21 protein-coding genes and 2 pseudogenes are annotated in these 25,085 nt (G+C 50.9%); 12 read left to right on the forward strand and 11 right to left on the reverse strand.

Annotated elements, in window-relative coordinates; all coding sequences use genetic code 11:
- Nucleotides 1–207 precede the first annotated feature (207 nt).
- The 7 genes and pseudogenes from JOD01_RS02805 (at nt 208) to JOD01_RS02835 (ending at nt 8,344) form a co-directional block, all read left to right on the forward strand.
- On the forward strand, nt 208–1,659 hold the full coding sequence (locus JOD01_RS02805) for an amidohydrolase family protein (RefSeq protein WP_204516681.1): 1,452 nt from the start codon (nt 208–210) through the stop codon (nt 1,657–1,659).
- Between the two features lie 423 nt (nt 1,660–2,082).
- On the forward strand, nt 2,083–3,036 hold the full coding sequence (locus JOD01_RS02810; RefSeq protein WP_204516682.1) for a dimethylarginine dimethylaminohydrolase family protein: 954 nt from the start codon (nt 2,083–2,085) through the stop codon (nt 3,034–3,036).
- A 25-nt stretch (nt 3,037–3,061) separates the two neighbouring features.
- Nucleotides 3,062–3,886 (forward strand): transporter substrate-binding domain-containing protein, encoded by an 825-nt coding sequence (locus JOD01_RS02815; RefSeq protein ID WP_204516683.1) that lies wholly within the window; start codon nt 3,062–3,064, stop codon nt 3,884–3,886.
- Between the two features lie 18 nt (nt 3,887–3,904).
- Nucleotides 3,905–4,552: an amino acid ABC transporter permease gene (locus tag JOD01_RS02820; protein ID WP_204516684.1), complete on the forward strand. Its 648-nt coding sequence runs from the start codon at nt 3,905–3,907 to the stop codon at nt 4,550–4,552.
- Between the two features lie 14 nt (nt 4,553–4,566).
- Nucleotides 4,567–5,295, forward strand: coding sequence for an ATP-binding cassette domain-containing protein (locus tag JOD01_RS02825; protein WP_204516685.1), 729 nt, complete (start codon nt 4,567–4,569; stop codon nt 5,293–5,295).
- A gap of 18 nt (nt 5,296–5,313) precedes the next feature.
- Nucleotides 5,314–6,741: an amidohydrolase family protein gene (locus JOD01_RS02830; protein WP_204516686.1), complete on the forward strand. Its 1,428-nt coding sequence runs from the start codon at nt 5,314–5,316 to the stop codon at nt 6,739–6,741.
- A 1-nt stretch (nt 6,742) separates the two neighbouring features.
- A pseudogene (locus JOD01_RS02835) lies at nt 6,743–8,344 on the forward strand (amidohydrolase).
- A 1,082-nt stretch (nt 8,345–9,426) separates the two neighbouring features.
- Here the strand turns inward: JOD01_RS02835 and JOD01_RS02840 are convergent.
- The 4 genes from JOD01_RS02840 to JOD01_RS02855 all read right to left on the reverse strand — a co-directional run bounded on the left by JOD01_RS02840 (nt 9,427) and on the right by JOD01_RS02855 (nt 12,405).
- Nucleotides 9,427–10,677: a D-alanyl-D-alanine carboxypeptidase family protein gene (locus tag JOD01_RS02840; RefSeq protein WP_204516687.1), complete on the reverse strand. Its 1,251-nt coding sequence runs from the start codon at nt 10,675–10,677 to the stop codon at nt 9,427–9,429.
- Between the two features lie 83 nt (nt 10,678–10,760).
- Nucleotides 10,761–11,576 (reverse strand): GTP pyrophosphokinase, encoded by an 816-nt coding sequence (locus JOD01_RS02845; RefSeq protein WP_204516688.1) that lies wholly within the window; start codon nt 11,574–11,576, stop codon nt 10,761–10,763.
- Between the two features lie 153 nt (nt 11,577–11,729).
- Nucleotides 11,730–12,011 carry a hypothetical protein gene (locus JOD01_RS02850; RefSeq protein ID WP_204516689.1) on the reverse strand — a complete coding sequence of 94 codons (282 nt, stop codon included), beginning with the start codon at nt 12,009–12,011 and terminating at the stop codon, nt 11,730–11,732.
- A gap of 193 nt (nt 12,012–12,204) precedes the next feature.
- Complete coding sequence (locus JOD01_RS02855; RefSeq protein ID WP_204516690.1) at nt 12,205–12,405, reverse strand: alpha/beta-type small acid-soluble spore protein; 201 nt, start codon at nt 12,403–12,405, stop codon at nt 12,205–12,207.
- A 219-nt stretch (nt 12,406–12,624) separates the two neighbouring features.
- On the opposite strand from JOD01_RS02855, the gene JOD01_RS02860 reads away from it, so the two are divergent.
- Nucleotides 12,625–13,518 (forward strand): 5'-3' exonuclease, encoded by an 894-nt coding sequence (locus JOD01_RS02860; RefSeq protein ID WP_204516833.1) that lies wholly within the window; start codon nt 12,625–12,627, stop codon nt 13,516–13,518.
- 127 nt (nt 13,519–13,645) lie between these two features.
- On the opposite strand, the gene JOD01_RS02865 is transcribed toward JOD01_RS02860, so the two are convergent.
- Both JOD01_RS02865 and JOD01_RS02870 read right to left on the reverse strand, forming a co-directional pair.
- Complete coding sequence (locus JOD01_RS02865) at nt 13,646–15,352, reverse strand: vWA domain-containing protein (RefSeq protein WP_204516691.1); 1,707 nt, start codon at nt 15,350–15,352, stop codon at nt 13,646–13,648.
- A 17-nt stretch (nt 15,353–15,369) separates the two neighbouring features.
- A complete protein-coding gene (locus tag JOD01_RS02870) occupies nt 15,370–16,674 on the reverse strand; it encodes an AAA family ATPase (RefSeq protein WP_204516692.1) in 1,305 nt (434 codons plus the stop codon).
- A 193-nt stretch (nt 16,675–16,867) separates the two neighbouring features.
- Here JOD01_RS02870 and JOD01_RS02875 point away from each other — a divergent pair, with 193 nt between their 5' ends.
- Both JOD01_RS02875 and JOD01_RS02880 read left to right on the forward strand, forming a co-directional pair.
- The gene (locus tag JOD01_RS02875) at nt 16,868–17,041 is read left to right on the forward strand and encodes a hypothetical protein (RefSeq protein ID WP_204516693.1); all 174 of its coding nucleotides are present in this window, start codon (nt 16,868–16,870) and stop codon (nt 17,039–17,041) included.
- 93 nt (nt 17,042–17,134) lie between these two features.
- On the forward strand, nt 17,135–18,538 hold the full coding sequence (locus JOD01_RS02880) for a hypothetical protein (protein ID WP_204516694.1): 1,404 nt from the start codon (nt 17,135–17,137) through the stop codon (nt 18,536–18,538).
- Between the two features lie 66 nt (nt 18,539–18,604).
- On the opposite strand, the gene JOD01_RS02885 is transcribed toward JOD01_RS02880, so the two are convergent.
- From JOD01_RS02885 to JOD01_RS02900, 4 genes and pseudogenes are all read right to left on the reverse strand, one after another.
- A complete protein-coding gene (locus tag JOD01_RS02885) occupies nt 18,605–20,677 on the reverse strand; it encodes a DUF255 domain-containing protein (RefSeq protein WP_204516695.1) in 2,073 nt (690 codons plus the stop codon).
- A 98-nt stretch (nt 20,678–20,775) separates the two neighbouring features.
- Nucleotides 20,776–21,087 (reverse strand): annotated as a pseudogene (locus JOD01_RS02890) (VOC family protein); the annotation flags it as partial.
- Nucleotides 21,088–21,108: 21 nt separating this feature from the next.
- Nucleotides 21,109–22,206, reverse strand: coding sequence for an MBL fold metallo-hydrolase (locus JOD01_RS02895; RefSeq protein ID WP_204516696.1), 1,098 nt, complete (start codon nt 22,204–22,206; stop codon nt 21,109–21,111).
- An 85-nt stretch (nt 22,207–22,291) separates the two neighbouring features.
- Nucleotides 22,292–23,194, reverse strand: a complete 903-nt coding sequence (locus tag JOD01_RS02900) for a LysR family transcriptional regulator (RefSeq protein WP_204516697.1) — start codon at nt 23,192–23,194, stop codon at nt 22,292–22,294.
- Between the two features lie 115 nt (nt 23,195–23,309).
- On the opposite strand from JOD01_RS02900, the gene JOD01_RS02905 reads away from it, so the two are divergent.
- Entirely contained in the window at nt 23,310–24,050 is a 741-nt protein-coding gene (locus tag JOD01_RS02905; RefSeq protein WP_204516698.1) for an SDR family NAD(P)-dependent oxidoreductase, read from the forward strand.
- Between the two features lie 31 nt (nt 24,051–24,081).
- On the opposite strand, the gene JOD01_RS02910 is transcribed toward JOD01_RS02905, so the two are convergent.
- Nucleotides 24,082–24,393 (reverse strand): hypothetical protein, encoded by a 312-nt coding sequence (locus tag JOD01_RS02910; protein ID WP_204516699.1) that lies wholly within the window; start codon nt 24,391–24,393, stop codon nt 24,082–24,084.
- 215 nt (nt 24,394–24,608) lie between these two features.
- Between JOD01_RS02910 and JOD01_RS02915 the strand changes: the two genes are divergently transcribed.
- Nucleotides 24,609–24,989 carry a DUF488 domain-containing protein gene (locus tag JOD01_RS02915; protein WP_204516700.1) on the forward strand — a complete coding sequence of 127 codons (381 nt, stop codon included), beginning with the start codon at nt 24,609–24,611 and terminating at the stop codon, nt 24,987–24,989.
- Nucleotides 24,990–25,085: the final 96 nt, after the last annotated feature.

Consider the following 25,085-nt stretch of genomic DNA (forward strand, 5'->3'; position numbering starts at 1 on the left):
CATCCTCTGTCCATACGCGCTTTCTTCTCGCAAAAAGCAAGTTTTCTCTTTATATTATACCGTGCTGGCATCGATTGACCAATGCCGGGCTCGTTCGCGAAATGGCTTGTTCGAACAAATTGCGCCAAGCTCAAGCGATTTGCTTCCAGCTTTGATACAATCAAGACAAGGAATCAACGCGACATAGCCCAGTTTACGGAGGAATGCATGAAGACAAAAGGTTTGTTGACGATCGCATTACTATTCTCTTCCCTAGTCGTTCTTGCTCCCGTCTGTTCGGCAGCTGCCGACGATGCAAGCAATCCCGCACCGCTGGCGATCACCCATGTGACCGTCGTCGATGTGAAGAACGGTGCTCTTTTGCCTGATCAGACTGTCGTGATGGACAACCGCCGTATCGTACAGGTGATACCATCCGGCCAAATCCGCTTGCCGCAAGACACCGTTGTTTACGACGCGACCGGGAAGTTTGTCATCCCGGGCTTGTGGGACATGCATGTGCACCTGCTGGATGATGAGCAGATTGCGTTTCCGTATTTGTTGGCCAACGGGGTAACCGGCATTCGCGATATGGGAGCGCCGCTGGAAGATGTCCAGAGATGGCGGGAAACGCTGCTGGACGGGACGCCGGCACCGCACGTATTCTTCGCTGGTCCCGCGCTCGATGGGGCGAGAACATTGGGGGATGGTTCACTCATGCAGGTCAATCTCCGTTCCCCGGAAGAGGCGCGGGCGGAAGTGGATCAATTGGTTCAGGCCGGCGTCGATTTTATCAAGGTGTATACATATCTGCCGGACAACGTGTACAAGGCAATCGCCGATGAGGCCAAGGAACAAGGCATTCCCTTCGCCGGTCATGTGCCGTTTGCCGTCAGTGCCAAAACGGCAGCGGAGATGGGCCAAAAAAGTATCGAGCATCTGTACGGTGTGCTGATCGCCTCTTCCAGTCGGGAAGCGGAAATCAGAAAGAATTATGCCGACCATTTATCCTACATCTTTGCTGTCGACCTGGAAGCGGCCCAATCTTTCGACAAGGCGAAGGCGCACGCTTTGTTTGAGACTTTTGCCAACCACGATACGCATATGGTGCCGACGCTGGTTGTGTATCACAACCTGTTAGGCCCGATCGATCCCGCGCTTGCTCAACATGTTCCGACCGACATCCAAAAATATTGGGAAGATTACCAAAAGCAAATCAAAGCGAAAAACCCGGGGGCACAATTGACCCAATCGGTCATCAGCCAACTCTATCAAATATATCCGCATTTAATCGACGAGATGAACAGACAAGGCGTCCCGATTATGGCCGGGACGGATACGCTTTGGCACGAAAAAGAGCCGACGCCTAACCTCGTCTTTGGCTTTAGCCTGCATGATGAACTGGAATTGCTGGTACAAGCAGGGCTGACTCCGCTGGAAGCGCTGCAAGCGGCGACGATTACACCTGCGCGTTTTCTGGGCATCGAAAATTCATCAGGCAGCATCGAAGCGGGAAAATGGGCCGATTTGGTGCTGCTCGACGAAAATCCTTTGGTTGAGATTGCCCATACGCGCCAGATTTGGTCGGTAATCAGCGATGGCCGCTATCTGGACAAGCAGACGCTGCAAGGAATGCTCCGCACGTTTCCCCATCCCGACGTTAGCGGGCAAACTTCTTGAGAATAAACTGCGAATCGCGATGGCAGCGTCGCAAAAAAAGCGCAGGGAAGCAAAATCCCTTGCGCTTTTTTGTCTGATTAACGATTGCTTGCCTTTCTATCAAATGTTTCTATAAACCGTTGCGCCACTTTTGAAAGCGGCCGCTTGCGCTCCCAGATGAGGAGGTCTTATTCAGGAGGGTACAACAGACTGATAGACTTTCTCTTTCCATTCTGCGATTGGAGAAGATTTTGGCAAACAGCTGAAACTCGCAACCTCGCAATTCGGCGCGTGACTGGATTCGATCGGGCGGGCAGGACGGTGCTTGCAAGCTGAAGGAACAGAGCCATCTTGTCTTTAAGTTTTGTATCTTTCTGAATAATCAGTAAATAAGTTTATATCACTATGCATAGCATGGATTATAAACAGGGAGGTGATCTTTGGATGCCACAAATCACGGTACAAGGGGAGCGCTGGTTCCCTTCCGAGAAGAGCTTTGCGGAGGATATGCCCCACTTATGGGGGGACTGGTATTGTGACTCAGAGGTAGGCAAGCTTCATACCGTGTTGCTGCGGAGGCCGGGGGCGGAAATCGATATCGTGAATCAGGACAATTACACTCAATTCCGCTGGAAATCCCCCATGCAGACCGATCGTGCGCGCAGGCAGCAAGATGTTTTGGCACAGCTTTATCGAGAGCATGGGGTACAAGTCCATTATGTAGAGAACATGCGACCAGATAGACCCAATGCGCTTTATTTGCGTGATCTGATCGTGATGACACCGGAAGGCGCGATCGTGTGTCGACCGGGCATCGAAGCGCGCAGGGGCGAAGAACGCTATGTGGCAGAGCAGCTGGCAAAGCTGGGGGTTCCCATCTTGAAAACGATCAACGGGGACGGTTACTTTGACGGCGCCTGTGCCATGTGGGTAGATCGGCAAACGGTCATTATCGGAACGGGGGCGCGTGCCAACAAATCGGGAGCCGCTCAGGTGGAAGCGGAATTGCGCAATATCGGGGTTACCGACTTCATTCACTTTGAAATCCCGTACGGCCATGCCCATATTGATGGTCTATTGAATATTTGCGATAAAAAGAAAGCGGTCTTGTTCCCTTGGCAGGTTCCTTATGACGTGGTCAAACCTTTGCTTGACCGCGACTTTACCATTATTGAAGCGACGAATCTCGCAGAGGTGAAAGAGTCGTTCTGTACAAATTTTGTCGCGCTGGAGCCAGGAAAAGTTCTGATGCCGGCCGGCAACCCGGAAACGAAAGCCAAGATGGAAGATGCAGGGGTGACTGTCATTGAAGTGGAAATGGACGAAATTATGAAAGGTTGGGGTGCCATCCACTGTATGACCGTATTTTTACGCCGCGATCCGATCGGCTCGTCATGAAATACGAAATGGAGGAGGGAAGGGAATGAACAAGCTCGTTTTGACCTTTTTGGTCTTGCTCATGCTGTTTGTGACGGGATGCTCACAGGAGACAGGTGTCGGTCAAGCGGCACCATCCACCCTTGATCAGATCAAGGAGCGAAAAAAACTGATTATTGGCACTTCTCCCGGTTATCCCCCGTTTGAGATGAGAGATAAGGAGCGGAACTTTGTTGGCTACGACATCGATTTGGGGAAAGCGATCGCGGAGTCGTTGAAGGTCGACGTCGAGTTTAAGGAATTTGAATTTAGCGGGCTGATCCCCGCGCTCCAAACGGGTGACATCGATATGGTGATTTCAGGAGTGACGATTCGTGGAGATCGTGCATTATCTGTGAGCTTCTCGAATCCGTATTACACCTCTGGCCAGGTATTGATGATTCAAAAAGGGGACAAAGCCACCAAAAGCTGGAAAGACCTCGATCAGCCTGGCAAGAAGATCGGTGTTTCCCAAGGTACGACAGGCGCGCTGCTCGCCAAGCAACTGTATAAACAAGCTGAAGTGTTAGATTTTGACGGCTTTACGAGTGCGTCTATTGCGCTGAAGGGCGGACAGATAGATGGGGTCGTTTTTGACGAGCCGGGCATTCGGATGTATGAAGTCATGAACGCCGATTCGGTCAAAGGGGTTTATGAGTTGATTTCGAACGAAAATTTGGGAATTGCCGTGCGCTTGAACGATTTTGCCATGGTCAACTGGATCAACTCATTCCTGTATTCATATCGGGGCGGGGCGGCGGAGCAAGCCTCATTTGCCAAGTGGTTTCAATCGAACGACTGGATCAATACCGTAGAGCAGACGAACGGATAGCAGGAGGAGGAATACTGCATGCATTGGAATGTCATTCCCGAAAATATTGATCTACTCCTCGAGGGCACTTGGTTAACCATTGAAATTTCCGCATTGGCGTTGCTCTTTAGCATCCCGATTGGCGTATTCATCGGACTTTGTCGGGTAGCGCGCAATCGCGTCATTGCCAATCTGGCCATCGGCTATATTGAATTTATTCGCGGCGTACCGCTCCTCGTCATTCTCCTTTGGATCTATTTCGTGTTGGGACGGTTTTTAAAGCTCGGCTCGTATTGGTCAGCAATCCTTGGCTTGTCTTTGTTCTCCGCTGCTTTCATTGCCGAGATTGTGCGTGCAGGCATCCAGTCCGTACCGCGTGGACAGATGGAGGCAGCCCGTTCATCCGGCATGACCTATGCACAAGCCATGCGTTTTATTATTTTTCCGCAAGCCATCCGCAAAGTATTGCCTCCCATGGCATCGCAGTTCATCATTCTCATTAAGGACTCTTCGCTGGTTTCCGTTATTTCGGTAGTCGATCTGACACTCGTGGCGAAAAACCTGGTGGCAACGTCGTTTGTCGCGTTAGAAATTTGGACCTTTGTCGCCCTGCTTTATTTCTGTCTGACGTTCTCATTATCTCAGCTCATCGGTTTATTGGAGCGGAAATACAAAGTGTTGGAGTAAAGGGGGCAAGCGATGTGATCCAGGTGAACCAAGTAAGCAAAAGCTTTGGGCATCAGCAGGTGTTGAAGGCTATCAATCTCACGGTACCGAAATCGCATGTGTACGCGATCATCGGTCCGAGCGGCGCTGGGAAAAGCACGTTGATTCGCACGATGAATGCCCTGGAATCGATACAAGCGGGCGAAATCTTGATCGATGGTATATCGGTGCATGACAAAAAGACAGACATTAATAAACTTCGAGCCGATGTTGGTTTTGTGTTTCAATCCTTCAATCTGTATCCACATCTGACAACCGTGGAGAATGTGGCCATAGCCCCCATACAGGTAAAAAAAGTCCCGAAAAAAGAAGCGGAAGAGAAGGCGAGAGAGCTGTTGAGCTCTTTGGGACTGGGGGAAAAATTCGCATCCTATCCGGGACAGCTGTCAGGCGGACAGCAGCAACGTGTAGCGATCGCACGGGCACTGGCGATGGACCCCAAACTTATGCTGTTTGACGAGCCGACCTCGGCCCTGGACCCAGAAATGATCAAAGAGGTACTGGATGCGATACGCAAACTTGCCGCGAGCGGAATGACGATGGTTGTCGTTACGCATGAAATGGGCTTTGCCAGAGAAATTTGCGACCAAATTGTGTTCATGGCAGATGGAAAAATCGTTGAGGTGGCCCCGCCCGAACAGTTTTTCAGCAATCCCCAATCCGAGCGGGCGAAGGACTTTTTGGCGAAAGTATTACAGCATTAATCGGCGGGGGGGATTCTGATGAAAGTCGACTTGATCATCGCGCATGGATATGTTATCACGATGGAAGGCAAAGGCGTCGGCATGATCGCAGACGGAGCGGTCGCTGTTCGCGGGAATACGATTGTCGCTGTTGGCCGCAGCGATGAAATTTTATCAAACTGTCAAGCCGATCAGCTGATCAATGCCACAAATAAGCTGGTCATGCCAGGACTCATCGACGCTCACATTCATACGGGAATCTCGATCTATCGGGGGATGGCCCAGGATATGTCGCACTGGATGCAAAAAGGGCTGTGGCCCTTTAAGAAGAACAGCGAAGAAGATGACGCCGCAGCCGGCTCGCTCGTTAACATTATTGAAGGTATCAAGGCGGGCACAACCACCTTTTGCGATTACGATTCATCCATGAACCGGCTGGTGCAAAACTATTCAAAAGTAGGCGCCCGTGCCAGAGTGTGTGAAATGATCAATCAACTTCCGGATGATATCAGTTCCATTCCCGTAGGGGAACTTTACCCGTTTGATCCGGCGATCGGAGAAAGAAAACTGCAGGCAAACATCCGTCTGATCGAGCAGTGGCACGGCAAAGAAAATGGCCGGATCACTTGTCTGTTTGGGCCGCAGGGGCCGGATATGCTGGAGCTTGAATTGTTGCTGGAAGTAAAGGCTCTCGCCGAAAAATACGATACCTTGATTCACATGCATGTGGCACAAGGGGATCGGGAAATCGCGCAAATGGAAAAGCGCTATCAGAAACGTTCAATTCCATTCCTCGATGAATTGAATTACCTGGATCGCCGATTGATGGCTGTGCATTTGACTGAGGCCACGAAAACAGAAACACAGCTGGTTGCCATGCGCGGAGCATCGATGATCTGCTGCCCGGGCAGCATCGGGATTATCGATGGGTTGGTACCGCCTGTTCTGGATTTTATCGAGGCGGGTGGAAAGGCGGCGCTAGGCTCCGATCAGGCTCCGGGAAACAACTGTAACAACATGTTTAATGAAATGAAGTTTGCAGCGATCTTAAACAAGGTTAAGCGAGCAGATCCCCGCGTTTTCCCTGCCTGGCAGGCGTTGCGTCTGGCAACGATCGAAGCCGCACAAGCGATCGGATTGGATCACGAAATTGGCAGCTTTCGCCCGGGCAAGAAGGCGGATATACTTATAATTAACTTGTTGGAAGCCAATATGACACCGATTATCACCGACCCTATCCGCAATCTTGTCCCAAATCTCGTCTATTCAGCCCGCGGGAATGAGGTGGAAACGGTGCTGATTGATGGACAACTGATTATGGAAGAGCGAAAGTTGTTGACGGTGGATGAACAGCTCGCCATCAAGAAAGCGCAGGAAGCGGCAAACGAGATCAGTCGCCGGTCGAAAAACGACATTATCGCAGCGGGAAGCGATGTCTATCACATGATGGAAGAGGGGTATCTGTAAGATGACAACCATATTTCGAAATGGGTTCTTTCATACGTTGAATCCGGCTAAACCACTGGTTGAATCGGTAGTGGTGCAAGATGGGAAAATCGTTGATCTGGGAAGCGAGGACGACATGCTCTTGCAATGGGGGCGCAACGATGTCAAAGTGATCAATCTGGAAGGAAAGTTCGTCACACCCGGTCTTATCGACAGTCATCTCCACCTGTCCGGTCTGGCAATGAGCTTTTTATCCGTTGATTTAAGCCAGGCAACTTCCAAAGAAGAACTGCTCCTGACAGTAAAGAAGAAAGCCGCGCAAACCGCTGAAGGAGTTTGGATTCAAGGCAGAGGATGGGATGAAAACCGGTTTTGCGATCATCTTTTGCCGACCATTGCGGAACTAGATTGAGCTGCCCCGCATTGTCCGATTTTTCTGACGCGGATTTGCGGCCATGTTTCCCTGGTCAATAGCAAAGCGTTGGAAATGGCCAACTACTCACCCGATATGCCCATCCCTCCCGGGGGCACAGTCGTGCTAGATCCGACAACGCAGCAGCCGACAGGGTTGTTGCTGGAAACGGCGTCAGAAATCATCGCGCGGCACATTCCCGCACCGACATTCGCGGAGTGGAAGGAATCTCTGCGGAAAGCGATGACTGCGGCGATGAGTCATGGCTTAACGAGCGTACACACCGAAGATTTGCGTTATCTGGGCGGACTGGAGCAAACATACAAACTATACGATCAGTTGATCAATGAGGAACAGAGCGGGTTGCGTTGCAATTTGCTGATCTATTATCCATTCATCAAACAACTTCGCGAGTTGGGGATGTATGCGGGGTATGGAAACGCATCGTTGCAGATCGGAGCGGTCAAGATTTTCGCAGATGGCAGCTTTGGGGGCCGAACCGCGTTGCTCTCCAGTCCATATGAAGATAAACCGGACGAATATGGCAGCGAAATCCATGATCTGGAGCGCTTAACCGAGTTGTTTCAGGAAGCAAGAGAAGCCATGATGCCGATTGCCGTTCACACGATTGGCGATCAAGCGCTTGATCATGTGTTGACCACTTTGGAGAAGTTTCCGCCAGTGAAGTATCGGGATCGAATGATCCATACCTCGTTACTCCGTGCCGATTTGCTGGAAAGACTCCGTAAGCCAACGATCGTTGCCGATATTCAACCGCGTTTTCTGGTCGGTGATTTCCCCTGGTTGATCGAACGTATTGGAGAAGAGCGGGCAAATCAGTGCTACATTTGGAAGTCCATGCTCTCTTCGGGAATTCTTTGCGCTGGAGGTTCTGACGCGCCAGTCGAGCCGATCGAACCATTGCTGGGAATCCACGCCGCTGTGACACGCCGCTCACCGCATGAGCAGCACGCCGGCTACAACCCGGCTGAAAAACTAACGATGGCGGAGGCGTTACAGTTGTTCACGCTCGGAGGTGCCTATGCCACCAACGAAGAGCATGTGAAGGGCACGATCAGCGTCGGAAAATATGCAGATATGACCGTTTTCTCGCATCATCTCCTCGAAATCGATCCGGATGAATTGTTATCTACGCGGATCGAGAAAACGATTATTGGCGGAGAAATTTGTTACGACAAAAACCTAAGCTAATGGTTTTCCCAAGGCGCTTGTTGAAGAAAACAGCTTGCTTCGCGTTCATGCGGAAGCTTGACAAAACGATATAAGACTCATCAGAAAGGCCCGATCAGATCCATGTCCGGACGATCGAGTCTATTTTTTTCTGCCGTGCCTGTCTATCCGGCGTACTTCGTCATTCCGCAGCAAAATCGCAGGGGAAAGGCAGAGGAGGGGAAAACGGAACAAGGTGCTAACTCACATAATCGGTCAGTCATTCTGAAGAACAGAACAGAGAAGAGAGGCAAGCAGGGAATGAACCGATTGACGGGTGGAAGAAAACAGATGCACGTCTGTTAGGTAAAAGCTCGAGTAAGCAAATATTTCACAAAACGCTTAAAAAAGTTGCTGTTTTTAATCAAATTAAAAACAGTACATGAAATGTCAATTTCATGTACTGAAATCAAAACAGAAAGCAAGGATGATGAAGAAGCTGCTGGCTCTTGGGTCAGCCAGCTAAATTTGAGTCTAATCGATGTGATGACTGACCATCTTGCCAATTTGTGTTCAATTGTGTTCATTGATTGCGTCAATCCGCCAAAAATCACATGTTTTAACGGTTGTGCACCGTTTATCGGCCATTATTTTTATTGATGAGTTTTATCCAATAAATCTCGGTTGATGATTCATTCCACGCCCAGAAGAAACCGCTGCAGCGGAATAATAATGAAACAGCGTCCAATATAAACGATCCCAGGCGACCGTTTTAACATTCGTACAACCATATCAGAACAACAATGATCCATTCAGTTCGAATCATTGTGCGTGAACCACAAAAATCCGTCTGTGCCTTTCTTTTTCGTTTTATAAGTTTACATAATATATATTATCGGACTCAAAGAAAATTATCAAAACAGACCCTGTTACGGTTCTTGATCTGTTTCCTGCGACCGCTGAATGAATCTGGCGCTACGTAAAAGTAAGCTATCGCTTCCGTCAAAAGATTGGTTGAATGCACAGTTTCAAGCGTCCGGTATAAAGAGTATAAAGAAAAGAAGCTTTTGGGGACGAAAAAAACAGCACGCTTGTCCATCAGGCAAGTGTGCTGTTTGTCATCATCAAGACCAATCTGTTCTCCGGTAGTCGGTGCGCTCATAACGATAGCGGTTTCGGCGCAGCCGCCGTCTGTTGCGGATTCTCGCGATCAAAACGGTCAGCAGGAACAGATTGAGCAACAGCCAAACAATGAGCAGCGCATAATACGGCGCATTGGATTGCCCAGGTACTTGCGGTGAGGCTGTTTGCTGAACGGATTTTACCTGTCGCGGCGGGGCTTTTTTCTGCAGGGGAAATTCTTCGCCGTCTGCCCCTGCTTGCACGACCAATTGACCGTTCGCCGTTACTTCTTGAACGATTGTGGAACCAAGCGGTACCGTTACATACAAATCTTGATTCGTGTAAAATTCCTGTTTCGGTTGATCAGGTGAAGTTGATGCCAGTTCAAACGTGTCGCCAGCTTTGGCGATTTGCTTTGTCTCGTAATGCGCAAAAGCGTAATCGAGCATTTTGGTTACATCCTTGTAGGCGTAGTTGCTCGAGGGAGCTTTCATCGTCACCGCGATAAATTCACTCTCGCCCCGTTTCGCAGACGTAACCAGCGTATTCTGGGCCTGATCCGTAAAGCCGTTTTTAATCCCTGTCGTCCCTTCGTAACTCCATAGCAATTTATTATGGTTTACGATCGTTGTCTTCCACTCTTTCCCATCCCATGGCAATGTTTTGGTAGCGACAATCTCACGGAAAATCGGGTTGCGCATGGCGTACTGTGCAATCTTGGCCATATCGTAAGGGGTTGTATAATGGTTATCGTCATGCAAACCGTGCGCATTGGTAAAATGTGTATCCTGTACGCCGACCTTCTCCTGCAAAAAGGCGTTTAATTGTTCGGCAAACTGTTCCGTGGTGCCTGCCAGATGCTCTGCAATCGCGGTTGCCGCATCGTTGCCGGAATTCATTAATAAGCCGTATTCCAGCTTTCGCAACGGCACTTGTTCCCCTTCCGCCAAGTAAACCCGTGTGCCCTCTTCATACCTCGCCTTTTTTGAGACGGTTACAATATCATCAGGATTTCCATTTTCAATCGCATAAATTCCGGTTGCAATCTTGGTAATACTAGCCGGAAACAAACGTTCGTGCGGGTTTTTCTCAAACAGAACCTTGCCTGTTGTCGCGTCAATCAAGACAGCGCCTTCTCCATTAATCATCTCGTTCGTCAGTTGATCGTCTGCTTGAGCAGATGCAATGTTGGCTGTTCCCATTACCAAGAGCAGGCAGCCCAGCAGAACCAGTTGTCGGACTAATGTTCTCATTCGTAGCTGTAATTCCTTTCATTTTTTCAAAACGTTCTCTACACACTCTACCGTTTTTTGAGCGAAAGGACAAGGCTTGTACGTTACTCGCCCAGGCGTTTGCCCAACAGATCATGGATCATTTTGAATTTAGGGTTGTCCTGAAAGGCTTGTTCAAAGCTGCTCACATGTTCGCGATAAAGCGAAGCAGCCGATTCCATATCTTGTTTGACATAGAGTGAAAAAATCTCTTCCAATTTCTCTTCCAACGTGTTGTCCACCGGCTTCGGCGTCAATACATCCTGGCGCAAATTATTCATCAGAATGTCCAATTGGTGTGTAATCATTGAAGCTTGATTTAAATGCTCCAGGACATCTTTTGGAATGTTTCCGTCATATTTGTATCGCAGTTCATGCTCGTTTGTGGCCCAAAAATTCATACCCAGCGTCCGGATTTGAATCTCACAAAACAGCTTCTTTTTCTCGCTGCCATGGTAAACCGTATAGGAAGCGATCATGTGAATGCTGCGGTATCCCGAATCTTTCGGATGGGTGATATAATCTTTAATGTCGTGCACGATGATGTCTTCCCGATTTTGCAAAAGCTGCATCACTTCCCGCACATCATCAATATAGCGGCAAACGATCCGCAGACCGGCAATATCCACGATTTCGCGGTTCAGTACCTCCATCCAGTTTTCCTGTGTGAAGTCGATTCCTTTTTCCCGTGCTTTTTTTAATAAACTATCGATTTTTTTGACTCTTCCTACGACAAACTCAATCGGAGAATATCTGCCGCTTTTCAAAAAGCCGTATTTGATTCCTTTTAATTTTATTTTCAACTCGTCTACCGCCTGTTCGTACGGAGCGAGGAAATGTACCAGGCTATTAAACACTTTTTTTGGAACTTCTGTCTTCATCTTTGCTATAAACCTCCTCAACAAGCCCGGGAGTGAACACACTCAAACTAAGGAGCGGAAACAAGCAAAAAAATCGCTTGGTTTTCCCTCCCTTTCCCAGTATACCAAATAACAGAGCGAATGAAAAAGGAAAAGGAGGGTAATCCCCCCCTCTCACGGTGTGGTTGTATCTTTCTTGTCAGGATTGGACATATTCTCCAAAGCCGATTGTACCTTTGTCAACCACTCATTCGCTCTTCTTGTTTTTTCTGTTAAATTATATAAGTTTAATTTGCCAAAATTTTGTTCTCTCCATTTTTGGTGCCATGTTTGTACGATTTCCGGATTGGCGCGAATTTCTTTTACTCGATTGCTGTCACTGAGCAACCATTTGGAGAAATTGGGATTTTCCCGCAAAATTTTGTTGGCGGCTCTTCTTGCTGCCCTTCTCCTCATCCGTCGATGCTCCTTTCAAAACGCATACCTCGGTTTCTTCGGTATTTTACGAACGCGTCCATTTGTTTGCTTGTGCCATCAACCAGAACTAGGAGAATGGGCCTGACAGGATCGTTACCCGACTTTTTATAAAAAGGGAAAAGGGGCCCCGTAGGACCCCTTCTGTGCATCCAGCTATTCAGTTTGCGGAAAATTAACGTCCAGCAAGTTGTTGTTCTGCAAAGCTTACGAGACGCTTGGTGATTTCTCCACCGACAGAACCGTTTTGGCGAGAAGTCGTATCTGCACCAAGAGTTACACCAAATTCAGAAGCAATTTCATACTTCAATTGATCCAGAGCTTGGTTTGCTTGAGGAACCAACAAGTTGTTGTTATTACCACCGTTGTTAGCCATTTGTGATGCCTCCTTAAGCATTTTTTTCTCTCGGGACGGGGTTGCACCGCCAGCTATATGCTTCTCTTCAGTGAGACCGAGAGGCGATGGGAAGTTGTTTTGTTGTGTTGGTGTTACTAGGATGCCTCCAGATTCATCTTCAATCCCTTGTAATTTTTGTAAGGAGGAAATGTGTTATAATCATTCAATACAAGATGAGAGGAGAACAACAGTTTGAGTTTGCAACCAACTATTTTGCTGATTGACGGAATGAGTTTCCTGTTTCGTGCCTTTTACGCTTCATCTTGGACAGGCAGTTACCGTCAAACCTCCTCGGGGGTTTACACCAATGCTGTCTATGGTTTTACCAAGATGCTTCTTGATTATACAGAGGCGCTTTCCCCGACCCACGTCATTGTCGGATGGGACGTCGCTTCCCGCGAAACGCTGGTTCGCAGCGAATGGTATGCGGGGTATAAGTCCAATCGGGTGTCGCCGCCGCCAGAACTCGTGCCGCAATTTGAACTGGTCAAAGAAGTAACAGCAGCATTTTCCATCCCGAATGTTGGTTTGCCCGGCTATGAAGGCGACGATATTTTGGGAACATTAAGCACTCGCTTTGCCGAAGAAGGCAGCGAAGTCGTGATCGCCACCGGCGACTACGACAGTCTCCAGCTCGTCGCGCCGCAGGTGGCGGTGAAAATTTTAAAAAATGGCGGCAAACATGAGCACTATACACCGGAAAGCCTGCGGGAACTGCGCGGCATTACGCCGGAACAGGTCGTCGATCTTAAGGCATTGCAAGGCGACACCTCCGATTGTATCCCCGGCTGTCCCGGAGTCGGCGAAAAAACCGCCCTGAAATTGATCATGGAATTTGGCAGTCTGGAAAATCTGTATGCCAACTTGCATCAATGCACAGCGAAGCTGAGAGAAAAATTGGAAACACATCAAGAGCAAGTGTATCTCAGCCGGAAATTGGCCACGATCTTCCGCGATCTTCCGCTTGAACTCGCGCTGGATGAAGCCCAGTGGGCGTTTGATCGGCAGCAAGTCGAGCAAAAATTTGACGAGCTGGAATTTGGCAAAACGATGATTTCCCGACTGGCCAAAATGTCCCGTCCGCTTGTCTGAACAACCAGCCGCCTCGGCTGATGCATAACACGAAAAAACAAACCAGGTCGCGAGCAGACCTGGTTTGTTGTATGGGCAAATGCTTGGGCGGGAACAATAGCGAAGCGGTCGCCCGCATTCCTTGCGGTTACTGTTCGAACACATCCAGCAGCAAGCCCGTATTTTCTTCGTTAGACGTCTCCCAGGTCGTAGCAAAGCGGATCTGGTGGGACACGCCGGCAATATCATATTTTTGGATCAAGTGTTGGCGGGCTGAGCCGACGATCAGGCTGTGCAGTCGCACCTGTTTTTGTTTGGCCAATTGTGCCAGCATCCCTTGCACGTTTGGCGAGATTCCGCCGACCCCGTCGGTGACCATAACAAAATCGGCGCTGCGAAACGTTTTTTCGCCATCCACCAGCTCGATCGCCCGCTTCAACGGCGCATCAAAATGCGTCCCCCCGCCGAATGCCATTTGGGCCAAAGCATAAAAAGCCGGCCAATTGGGACGCCGATAGTACAAAGGTTGTTCTTTCAACTCCCCTTTGGCGCCAAACAACAACAGCAGAAAATCGCGCTTCTCCAGCAAACTGAGCGCAGCGAACGTCATGACGAAAATTTGCGCCAGCTTCAGCTTGGCACCGCGCATCGAATGCGAAGTGTCCAGCATGCAAATCACCGGACCTTTCGGCGGCTGTTCCACCCACCCCGCCGTATCATAGGTAAACAATTTCTCTTCCACATATTTGAGCATAAAGTAGGTTTCCAGTTCCGGATCAGCCAGAAGCACCGCTTCGCTTGGCAGCAGATGTGAAATATCGTTGGATTGCCGCAAATCATAGTATTCTTCGGGCAGACGGTTGCGGCGGATCTGTTTTTGCTTCACACGGATTTCGTGGACATTGCGGCCCACTTGCTGGATAAACTGCAGCAAATCCGGATATTTTTTTAACTTTTCCACCCACTGCAAATATTGTTCAAAGCTTTGCCGCCGCAGCTTGCCCAATTCGCTACCCCACCGGCGATTGGCAAACCGTTGGCTGGCCAGCAGCAAATCATGGACCAAACTGCTTTCCTCCGCTTCCTCCGCGAGAGATTGCTTCAAGGAGCTTTCCACCCATTGGCCCAGTTCCTGTTCAAACCGTTCAATGGCCGCTTTTTCCTGCCGCTCCAGCCTGTCCAGCTGTTTCTCCCGTTGCGCCAGTTCCTCCTCCAGCTTTTTGCTTTTTTGCAGCAATTTGCTGCGCTTCGTAAATTGCGTTTTCATTTCCGCGCGCGTTTCTTCCAGCCGCTGACGCAACGCCTTGATCTCCTGTTCCACCAGCGGGCGATGATCCCGTGCGGACTGCTTGTCTTCGACCATCCGTTTGCCCTGCTGCAGCGTAAACCCGGTCAGCCGCAACTGCTCGATCTGTTGGTCGGTCAAACGTTCTGCCACATTCGCTTGCTGCTCCCCTTGCTCCCCTTGCAGCTCCTGCATTCCGAATGGCCAGGGACGCTGTTCTTTCTCGCGGCGCTGGACTTCTTCGGCATACGTTTGACTGAGCCACATCAGCGCTTTAATCGCCGTTTTGAAGGCAGCGCTCTCCTGTCCTTCTGTCCGCGGATGGATCAGCCGGTAAAAATACTGTTTGCGCAGCGTTTGCACCAGCCAACGATGAAAAGGAGGAGCGTCTTGTGTCTGATCCAATTCCGGGTCAGCAAGATAAAAGCAAAGGAAAAAGTCGGCCAACAGCTCCCGGTCAAACCATGCCGCGCGAAGTTTGGCCTGCTCCATCCATTCCTGGGCAACCCGCGACGAATGGAAATAAGCGTCAAACAAGTAACGGTCAACCCGTTTGCAGCGAACAATCATGGCGCCCCTCCTGACTTTTACAACGTGTAATCATAGTCGATACCGGGGATTTCCTTGTCAAAGATCGTTCGGTACAACCCTTGCAATACTTGTAAGATCCGCTCTCCTTCCACGCGCAAATGGGCAAATTTCACGGTGTACGTCTCCGCTTTGAGAATCAAGTAATTTTTGCCGCGAATATAGGCTTCCAGATCTTTTTCCTTTTGCAGCCAGGCGACCAGCCTGTTTTTCAGCTCGCGCGCCGTTTCTTCCAACTCCCAGCGGCATTGTTCCAGCATCGCCCGATATGTTTCCGCTGTCTCCTTGCCCATTTTTGATCCAAGCTCTTTTCTAAATTGGAACGACTGCAGCTCGCTTTCTTTGTCGAGCCATTTTTGCGCCACTTGCTCATATTGGCGAAGCGGCAGTTCATTGGCAATTTCCGCTTTCAACGCCTCTGTAAACCGCTGTTCAAACACTTCCTGCAAGACAGGCAGATCTTCCGGCACGTCCCACAGCATATGCGGGGTGAAAATCGTATCCCAGAGAGAAACGGTATCCCGGCCATTCAGTACGGCTGAAGTTTTCCAAACTTGACCGATTTTGCTCCAACGGCGATCGGACAACATAAATTCCTTTTCTTCGAGGTCCTGCTTTAAACGGTATAAAAAATAGACCAGCGACTCCGGCAACGCCGCTTGTCGGGCGGCCGCCTGCACGTCCTTGACATCATACAGCGAAAACACGACCGGCAGTTGCTCCTGCGTCTGGTTAAACATCGCTTCATAACTCGACGCGGTTTTCAGGTAACCAACCTCATAACGGATTAAAAACCGGTCATACAAGGCGGACAGTTGTTCATAATCCTCGGGCAGTTCGTTGGAGGCGGCGATGAGAAACAGCAACGGCACCTGTTCCTTTTCCCGGCCATTGAAGTAGACCCGTTCATTTAAAATGGATAAAAGCGCATTGAGTATCGCGCTGTTCGCTTTAAAAATTTCATCCAGAAAGGCGAATTGGGCGGTCGGCAAGTAGCCCGCCGTTTTCCGCACATACAAGTCTTGTTTTAACTGTTGCAGCGAGACGGGACCAAAGATCTCATCCGGCGTGGTAAAACGGGTCAACAAGTAATCAAACCAATGTTCGGAGCCGAACAGTTGCGCGATGCTGCGCGCCATTTGCGATTTGGCGGTACCGGGCGGACCGATCAGCAGCGCATTTTCCCCGCTCATGATCCCCAGCAGCAAAAGCCGGATAAGTTCGCTGCGTTCAAAGAAACGTTTTTCCAACAACTGCATCGCTTGTTCCATTTTTCGTTGCAATGGCTGTATTTGTAGTTTCATCGTATGCTTCGGCCACTTTGACAAAAAGGTAAAAGTGCCGTCTGTCCCCCTCTCGTTTCAGCTCCATCTTTTTCCGTTATTATAGTGACACAACGAGCGACAAAAAGCTAGTTTTCGCGTGGTCGTTCGAACAAAAGACCGCGGTGTTTGGGTAAAACTAAACTCAACGATTAGCGACAAGGAGGTGGATCTTTTGCCGCAGCTGCAGTTTTCCGAAGAGGAGTACCAGCGTTTGATGGAACGTGTTTACAAAGTCCTCGACCGCACCGAAGAGTTGGATCATGTGACGCACCATCTGATGTGGGAAGTATGGCGTCTGCTTCATCACGGCAAGGTGACTGAACCGCTCCCCATTCAGCAATCCTGAAGAGCCCACGTAGGTATTCACCCATTTTCTGACCCCGACATATGGTGAGAAAAAAGGGCACCCCTTGCCATCAAAAGTAAAGGAGGGGTTGGAATGGGTGTTGCGCTTGGCTCCGTGCACTTGATCTATGTCCTCTTTATCCTGATCATTATCGGCATGATGGTGATCAGAAGGGAAACGAGTCTTGTCTGTATTATCGGGATTGTCTTGCTGGGGCTGACAGCCACCGGTTCGCTCACCGCTTCCATCAGCGGAATTTTCAACAGTTTTATTTATGCCATTACCGAGCTGTTGCCGACGATTCTGGTGATCTGTATTATTGTGGCGATGAGCCATGTGTTGACGGAAACCGGCATCAATGAAACGATGATTCGCCCGATCTCCAGACTGGTGCGCAATCCGGCGGCCGCCTACTGGGTGATCGGGATTGTCATGATGATCATTTCCTGGTTCTTCTGGCCATCTCCCGGTGTGGCATTGGTGGCCGCGGTTATGCTGCCGGCTGCTTTGCGCGTCGGTCTGCCGGCGATTGGCGTGGCAATTGCGATGAACCTGTTTGGGCATGGCATCGCTTTGTCCGGAGATTTCATTATTCAGGGAGCGCCGACGTTAACGGCCAAGGCTGCCGGCATTCCCGTGCAGGACGTCATTACAGCGAGCGTACCATTGGTTGCCGTAATGGGCTTGGTCACGACCGTAACCGCCTTTTGGCTGCTGCGGCGCGATTTACAAAAAGGGAAGCTGCAGGCAGAAGGCCAGCCTGGCAAACCGGCGGCGACCGATCCCGCTTCCCGGCGGCAAACGTCGCTTTTGGGCAAATCGGTCGTTCGCAGTTTGGCTATTGTCATCCCGCTGTTGTTTCTCCTCGATGTGGCCGCCATGTTCGTCTTTGATTTGAAAGGCGGCGACGCCACTGCATTGGTCGGCGGCACCTCTCTGCTCATCCTGATTCTCGTCACCCTGATCGCTCATCGCAGCGCGGCGTTGGAACGGGTCACGCAGGAGTTGATCAAAGGCTTTCAGTTTGGCTTCAAGGTGTTTGGCCCGGTCATTCCCATCGCCGCCTTCTTTTATATGGGCGATGCTGGGTTTACGACCGTCTTTGGGGAAGTGCTTCCCGCCGGATCGCAAGGGATTGTCAATGATTTGGGGATCGCTTTGGCCCACATGCTCCCGATCAACCGCGAAGTGGCGACGGTAACTGTGGCGTCTGTCGGGGTTATTACCGGCCTGGATGGATCGGGCTTCTCCGGCATCACCTTGGCCGGTTCGCTCGCCCAACTTTTCTCGGCGGCACTGGGAGAAGGCATCGCCACCTTGACTGCCTTGGGGCAAATCGCTGCCATCTGGGTAGGCGGCGGTACGTTGGTGCCATGGGCATTGATCCCGGCGGCCGCCATCTGCGGGGTCGATCCGATGGAGCTGGCCAAGCGAAACCTGCTCCCCGTCGTGATCGGCCTGATCGTGACCACGATCTTTGCCATGTTTCTCCTGTAAACGAAAAACAACAGGAACTCTTTGGAGTGTTCCTGTTGTTTTCGTTTCTGCGTGACGATCGGAAAATCAACGATATTGCTGAACGAGCTGGCGATCGAGTTCGGCCGGCTCCGTCACAGGAGACTGGCAACTGAAATTTTGGCACAGGTAAGCCGTCACCTTGCCCTCCAATGGCCGCTTGTCCCGAACTGCTTCCGACAACTCGGCCAAGCCACCGTCCGGCTCATGCACAGCAACAAACAGCAACGGTTCATAGTCGGTTCGCGCCACCTGAAGCATAAGCGCGGTCTGTTCGGCTTCCCGTTCGCCGGCAATGACCAACTGCCGAACAGGGCCCAACAACAACTGCAGCGCAAGCAAGGAGAAGCTGTAGCCGATCGGGTACTCCTCGATACTGCCGGCAAAAGCCTGCAACAATGTCTCCGCTTTATCCCGCAAGTCCATTCGGCCCGTCAAATAAAACAGGACGAGCAAATCATAAGCCGCTACCCCGTTGCCCGACGGTGTCGCTCCATCATAAATTTCTTTTGGCCGGGCAAGCAGTTGTTCCGCATCGCTGCCGTAGAAAAACAGTCCCCCCTCCTGCTCATCCCCGAACAGGCGAAGCATATCGTCGGTCAGCGACAAGGCTTCTCGCAAATGCGCCACGTTTTGGCTGGCTTGATACAATTCGAGAAGTCCCCAGATGACAAAGGCGTAATCGTCTAAGTAAGCGAGATGTGCCACTTCGCCGTCGCGGTACCGCGCCAATAACCGCCCTTCCGGAGTCCGCAGCACGGTCAAGATGAACTGAACCGCCTTTTCGGCCGCTTGCAAATACTCCGCTTCATTCAGCACTCTTGCCCCTTTGGCCAAGGCGGCGATCATCAGGCCGTTCCAGGCGGTCAAAACTTTGTCGTCCTTGCCGGGATGAACCCGCTGTTCCCGGGCGGCAAACAGCTTCTGACGGGCCATCTCCAACATTTGGCCCAGCTCATCCGGATTTTGTCCTCTCCGCCGGGCAAACGTTTCCAGCGGCTGGCCGATCAAATTCGGGATGCTATGGCCTTCAAAATTGCCCCTGCGCGTAATGTCATACGCTTCACAGTACAACGCTCCCAACTCCGGACCAAGCACCTCAGACACCTCTTCCGGCGTCCAAACGTAAAACTTGCCTTCCACGCCTTCGGAATCAGCATCTTCCGCCGAATAAAATCCGCCCTGCCGATCGGTCATATCGCGCAGGACGTAGCTGAAGATTTGCCGGGCGGTGGTTGCATAAGCGGCGTTGCCCGTCGCTTCATAAGCTTCCAGGTAGGTGTAAGCCAAGAGCGCATTGTCGTAAAGCATTTTTTCAAAATGCGGCACCCGCCATTCGCGATCGACGGAATAGCGGGCAAAGCCAAAACCGACGTGGTCGTAAATCCCGCCTTGCTGCATTGCTTGCAGCGTCTTTTCGACCATCCCCAAGGCTGCGTGTTCGCCGCTTGTCTTCCAATGACGCAGCAGAAACAGCAGGTTGTGCGGCGTCGGGAACTTCGGCGCTTCGCCAAACCCGCCGTACTCAGGGTCAAACTGCTCCTGATACAGTTGAACCGCTTTGGCAAAAATAGGTTCGCCTATCGATCCCGCTTCCGTCCGCGACAAATGCGGTGTGAGGCTGTCGACGATTTGCCTGGAGTGGTGTTCCAGCTCGGCGCGATCCTCCGCCCACTTGTCGGCAAGTTGCCCCAAAATGTCCAGCAGACCGGGATGGCCCCATTTGGACTCGCGGGGGAAGTAGGTCCCGGCAAAAAACGGTTGTTTCTCCGGCGTCATCAAAATCGTCAGCGGCCAGCCGCCCTGTCCGGTCAACGCCTGACAAAAGGTCATGTACAAGTGATCGACATCGGGGCGCTCTTCCCGATCGACTTTGATCGCCACATACTGCTCATTGAGCAGCTCGGCCACCTGTTCATTTTCAAACGACTCACGTTCCATCACATGACACCAATGGCAGGTGGAATAGCCAATGCTGAGAAAAATCGGCTTGTTTTCCGCTTTGGCCTTGGCAAATGCCTCGTCCGACCAAGGATACCAGTCAACGGGGTTGTAAGCATGCTGCAGCAGGTAGGGGGATTTTTCGTTGGCGAGCCGATTCGGTTTTCGATTGATCGTCACAGGCACCCGCCTCCTTACTTGAATTTTCGAGATCGACCCTGATAGATCTAGTATGACCCATCCGCGCCCGCGCCTATTTTGATTTTTTATTCGATAACGATAGCCCTCCCCGCCTGTTTGGCTTGTTCCATGATAAGGTCGACTTCTCCCTTGCTGGCAACATTGTGTCCGATCGTCATTTCCGCCGCGCTTCGTGCGGTCAACGGTACTTTTGCCTCGTGGGCAAGGTCTTGTCGGTTCCAGAGCGCTAATTTTACCCCTGCCTGCAAGTCAAAAAAAGCAACCGCTCCATGCGCAAATTCCTGACCGACGATCCCTTCTGTCGGCAAGCCCAGGCCATCGCGATAAAAAGTCACCGACTTTTCCAGATCATCGACGCCCAATGTCAGAACCGTAATCCGCGGTTTCATCCGCTTTCCCTCCTTTTGTTGTCATTCTTTCCACCAGGGCGATACCGACAGCGATCGTTGTTTGTGCAAGTAAACCGTTTCGCCAATTTTCGGCGCGATGAGAGGAACATGGGTTGCTTCGGCCTGTTTCCATGCGCGTTCGACTGGTTCTGCCCAACCGTGAAAGGCAAGGGAAAACGCTCCCCAGTGGATCAACATCATCGTTTTTCCCCGTACATCCAAATGGGCCTGCACCGCTTCTTCCGGCTGCATATGAACCCAGGACCAACGCCGATCGTATTGACCGCCTTCGATCAAAGTCATGTCAAACGGGCCATACTTTTTGCCAATATCCAGAAAATGGGCATCGTATCCGCCATCTCCGCTCGTATAAAAACGCGTCTGTTGCCCAAGAACCACCCATCCTCCCCATAAAGTAGAATCGCGATTCAACACTCCTCTTCCGGAAAAATGCTTCGACGGCGTGAACGCAATCGTTAAGCCTTCAAACACGCGTTCGTCCCACCAGTTCAGTTCCGTAATTTTCTCTTTGGCAACGCCCCACCGCAGCAAATGGGCTCCGACTCCGAGCGGAACAAAAAAGTGACCGACCTTGTGCATCAGTTTCTTAATGGAAGGATAGTCCAGATGGTCATAATGGTCGTGGGTAATCAAAACAGCGTCGAGAAACGGCATTTGATCAAGAACCGACAGCATGTCTTTGCTGAACCGTTTGCTGCCAGCGAAAGAAACCGGGGAGGCAACCGGGCCGAACATCGGGTCGACGAGCAGCTTTTTCCGATCGATACTGAGCAGAAAAGCAGAGTGGCCAAACCAGGTCAGAATGTCTTCCTCGCCATTGATCAGTGTCCAATCGATCGGCGAAACAGGGATGTCGCCGCGAGGTTTCCGATCGGTGCCGCCGGAAAACGAATCGCGAATCATGGAAAACAGATCGCGTGCACTCATATTCATGTTCGTCGGCACCAGATTGACAAATTTCCCGTTCATATAGTTGTTCAACCCGGTATACGCCTGCTTTTGTTCTTTGCTTGCGTTACCGCCAAACACAGGGTGTACGTTTAAAAACAAAACCACAGCAAGACAGACCAAGACAAAAAAGAGAAATGCGTATAACATGGTTTCTTCTTTATTCCTTTCTGGGCTTTCTCCCCAGGTTGATTTTAGCATTTATTTACAGTTGCGGACAGACGCAAGCGACCGATTATCCCAGCAGAGCGACCGTTTGGGATAAATGACGCTTCAGGAAATGGTACAGCTGCAAGCTGGCGTGATTCGCGGAATGTTCGGACGGTCTGGAAACAATTCCGAAGCTCATGCCGAGCAGATCGCCGTTGACCGTCCTGATCACGGTACCGGCGGGAACCGGCTGCACCAAGATCTTGGGAACGAGGGCAATCCCCAGGCCGTTTGCCACATAATGCGGCAAAGCGGTCATACTGCCAATTTCCATCGTCTCAATGGAAATCGCTCCGTTTTCCTGCAAAACCATCTCCAGTTTTCGCCGGTAGGGACAGTTTTTCGCAGTAATCAGCAGCCGATATTCCCCTAAGTCTGCAAGCGTTACGTTTTCTTTTGCGGCAAGCGGATGATCTTCCGCCAGCAACAAGACAAATTCTTCGATCAGCAACGGTTCGTAATACAGCTCGGGACTGAGGTCCGGCGCGAAACAGACCGCAAGATCCAGTTCTCCTTTGCGAAGCTGGTCCGTTAAGCGCGGCGTATTGGCAATATCCACGGAGAGCTTGATTTTGGGAAAGTCGGCCAAAAACATGGCAAGCAGTGAAGGCAAACGATAGCTGGCCGTCGGCTCCGTCGCTCCCAAGCGAATCTCGCCCCCTTCCCCTGACTGCAGCTCCGCCAGAGTGGCCGTCAAGCGTTCCATGCTTTTGACGATCGGCAAACTTTGCTCATACAGCAATCTTCCCGCTTCCGTCAAGCGAAGCGACTTTTTCCCGCGTTCGATCAGCTGCACACCCAATTCGGCTTCCAGTTTTTGTATCTGCATCGTGACCGTTGATTGCACATAATTCAGTTCCTCTGCCGCCCGCATGAAACTGCCGGACTGTACGATCACCTGAAACGTCTTTAATGTTTTCCAATCCATCTCATTCACCTTTCGATTCACGTTTGTTGAATTTGTAATTCAATTCATTCAATTATACAAATGAAAGCCAATGATTTACAATCACTACTATCAAACGGTAAGGAGATGGCAAATGATGAATCTTGCAAACAAAGTGGCGTTGGTTACGGGCGGCGGTACGGGGATTGGCAGGGCGACCAGCTTGGCGCTTGCCGAACGCGGGGCGATTGTTGCCGTGAACTATTCGCGATCAGCTGCAGAAGCTGCGGAAACGGTGGAAATGATCAAGCAAAAAGGCGGACAAGCGATCGCCATCAAAGCGGATATTGCCGCAGACACGGAAGTCAGGCTGATGGTGGAACGGGTGGCGGAAACGTTCGGAGGAATTGATCTGTTGGTCAACAATGCCGGTATTACCCGCCATATCCCTTTCCAGGACCTGGAGGCGGTAACCGAGGAAGTGTGGAATGAGCTGTTTGCGGTGAACGTCAAAGGGATGTTTTCCTGTGCGCGCGCTGTCGCCCCATACATGATCCGCAGGCAGCATGGGGCGATCGTCAACCTCGGCAGCATTGCCGGAAATACCGGGCTGGGTTCTTCGCTGCCGTACGCGGTATCCAAGGCCGCCGTTCATGGCCTGACCAAATCGTTGGCACGCGCCTTGGCGCCGTTTATCCGGGTAAATTGCGTGGTACCGGGAGCCGTCTCGACAAGATGGTGGGCCGGCAAAGAAGAACAAATGCGGCGATTGGCTCCCAATCTGTTGCTGCAAAGCATTTCCACACCGGAAGATATTGCCGCTTTTATATGTGCCGCACTTGAACAAGAAGCGATGACCGGACAGATTATTACCGTGGACAGCGGACAAACGCTCTGATCGCGCACAGGTTCGTCGCTCGTATCTTGTCTTATTGCAGTTTTTGTCTGGTTCCCGTTATCGCTGCCTCTCGAATCGAATCCAGCAGGCGATGCAAACGGACGGCATCGTGGAAGTCAGGGGAACAAAAGGCGGCGGATTGAATATCGTCCGCCAGCACCTCATGCGCTTTTGCCACGAGCAACAACGGCGGTTCCGGTGACTCGTTTTCTGCAAAGAGCGTCGAAAAATGCTGCTCGTTACCGGCTCGTACCGCTGTAACAGCCCGATAGGTCGTCTGTTTGGCGATCAAATTTCCAAACTGTACATGGCCTAGCGAATGGGATTGCTTGATCTGAATCACCCCTTTTTCCCCCTGGATGCTTAGGGAAAAAACTGGCACGACGGAAGCGATCGCTTTTGGAACAAATGTATGCCGCGCATGGACTGGAGCGAGGTCGTACCCGGAAGCATTATGAACTGTCGCCAGTTGAAAAGCAGTTTGTGGAAACAAGCTGTTTTTTATAAGGAAATCTTGTTTTGCGACCAATACATTATGGGAAACGAGTTGAACACCAGATGGACGAATCGAACTGCTCCGCGATCCAAATCAAACGAATCTATGAACCGCACTCTGCTGAAGATGGCGTGCGCATTTTGGTCGATCGTCTGTGGCCGCGCGGCATTTCCAAAAAGAAAGCGTTCATTGCCGAATGGATGAAGGAAATCGCACCGAGTCCCGAGTTGCGTAAGTCGTTCTGCCATCAACCGGAGCTGTTTTCAGCGTTTTCCGCGCAATACGAACGGGAATTGGCCGAAGATCCGACCCGCTGCGCACTCGTGCGGCACATCTGTGAGATCGCCAAAGAGAACACTGTCACGCTTCTGACTGCGACAAAAGATCCTGTATACAACCACGCCGTCGTCTTGCAGCGGTGGCTGGAACGGCACTGTATCTGATTTTGTCGCATCCAAGCGCGCATGAAAAAGGTTGCAAGATCGGCGGGAAAGCCGGTTGCAACCCTTATTCTACTCCGCGATATTTTTTACTACTTG

It is taken from the genome of Brevibacillus fulvus, from assembly GCF_016908525.1.
GTDB classification, from domain to species: Bacteria; Bacillota; Bacilli; order Brevibacillales; family Brevibacillaceae; genus Brevibacillus_G; species Brevibacillus_G fulvus.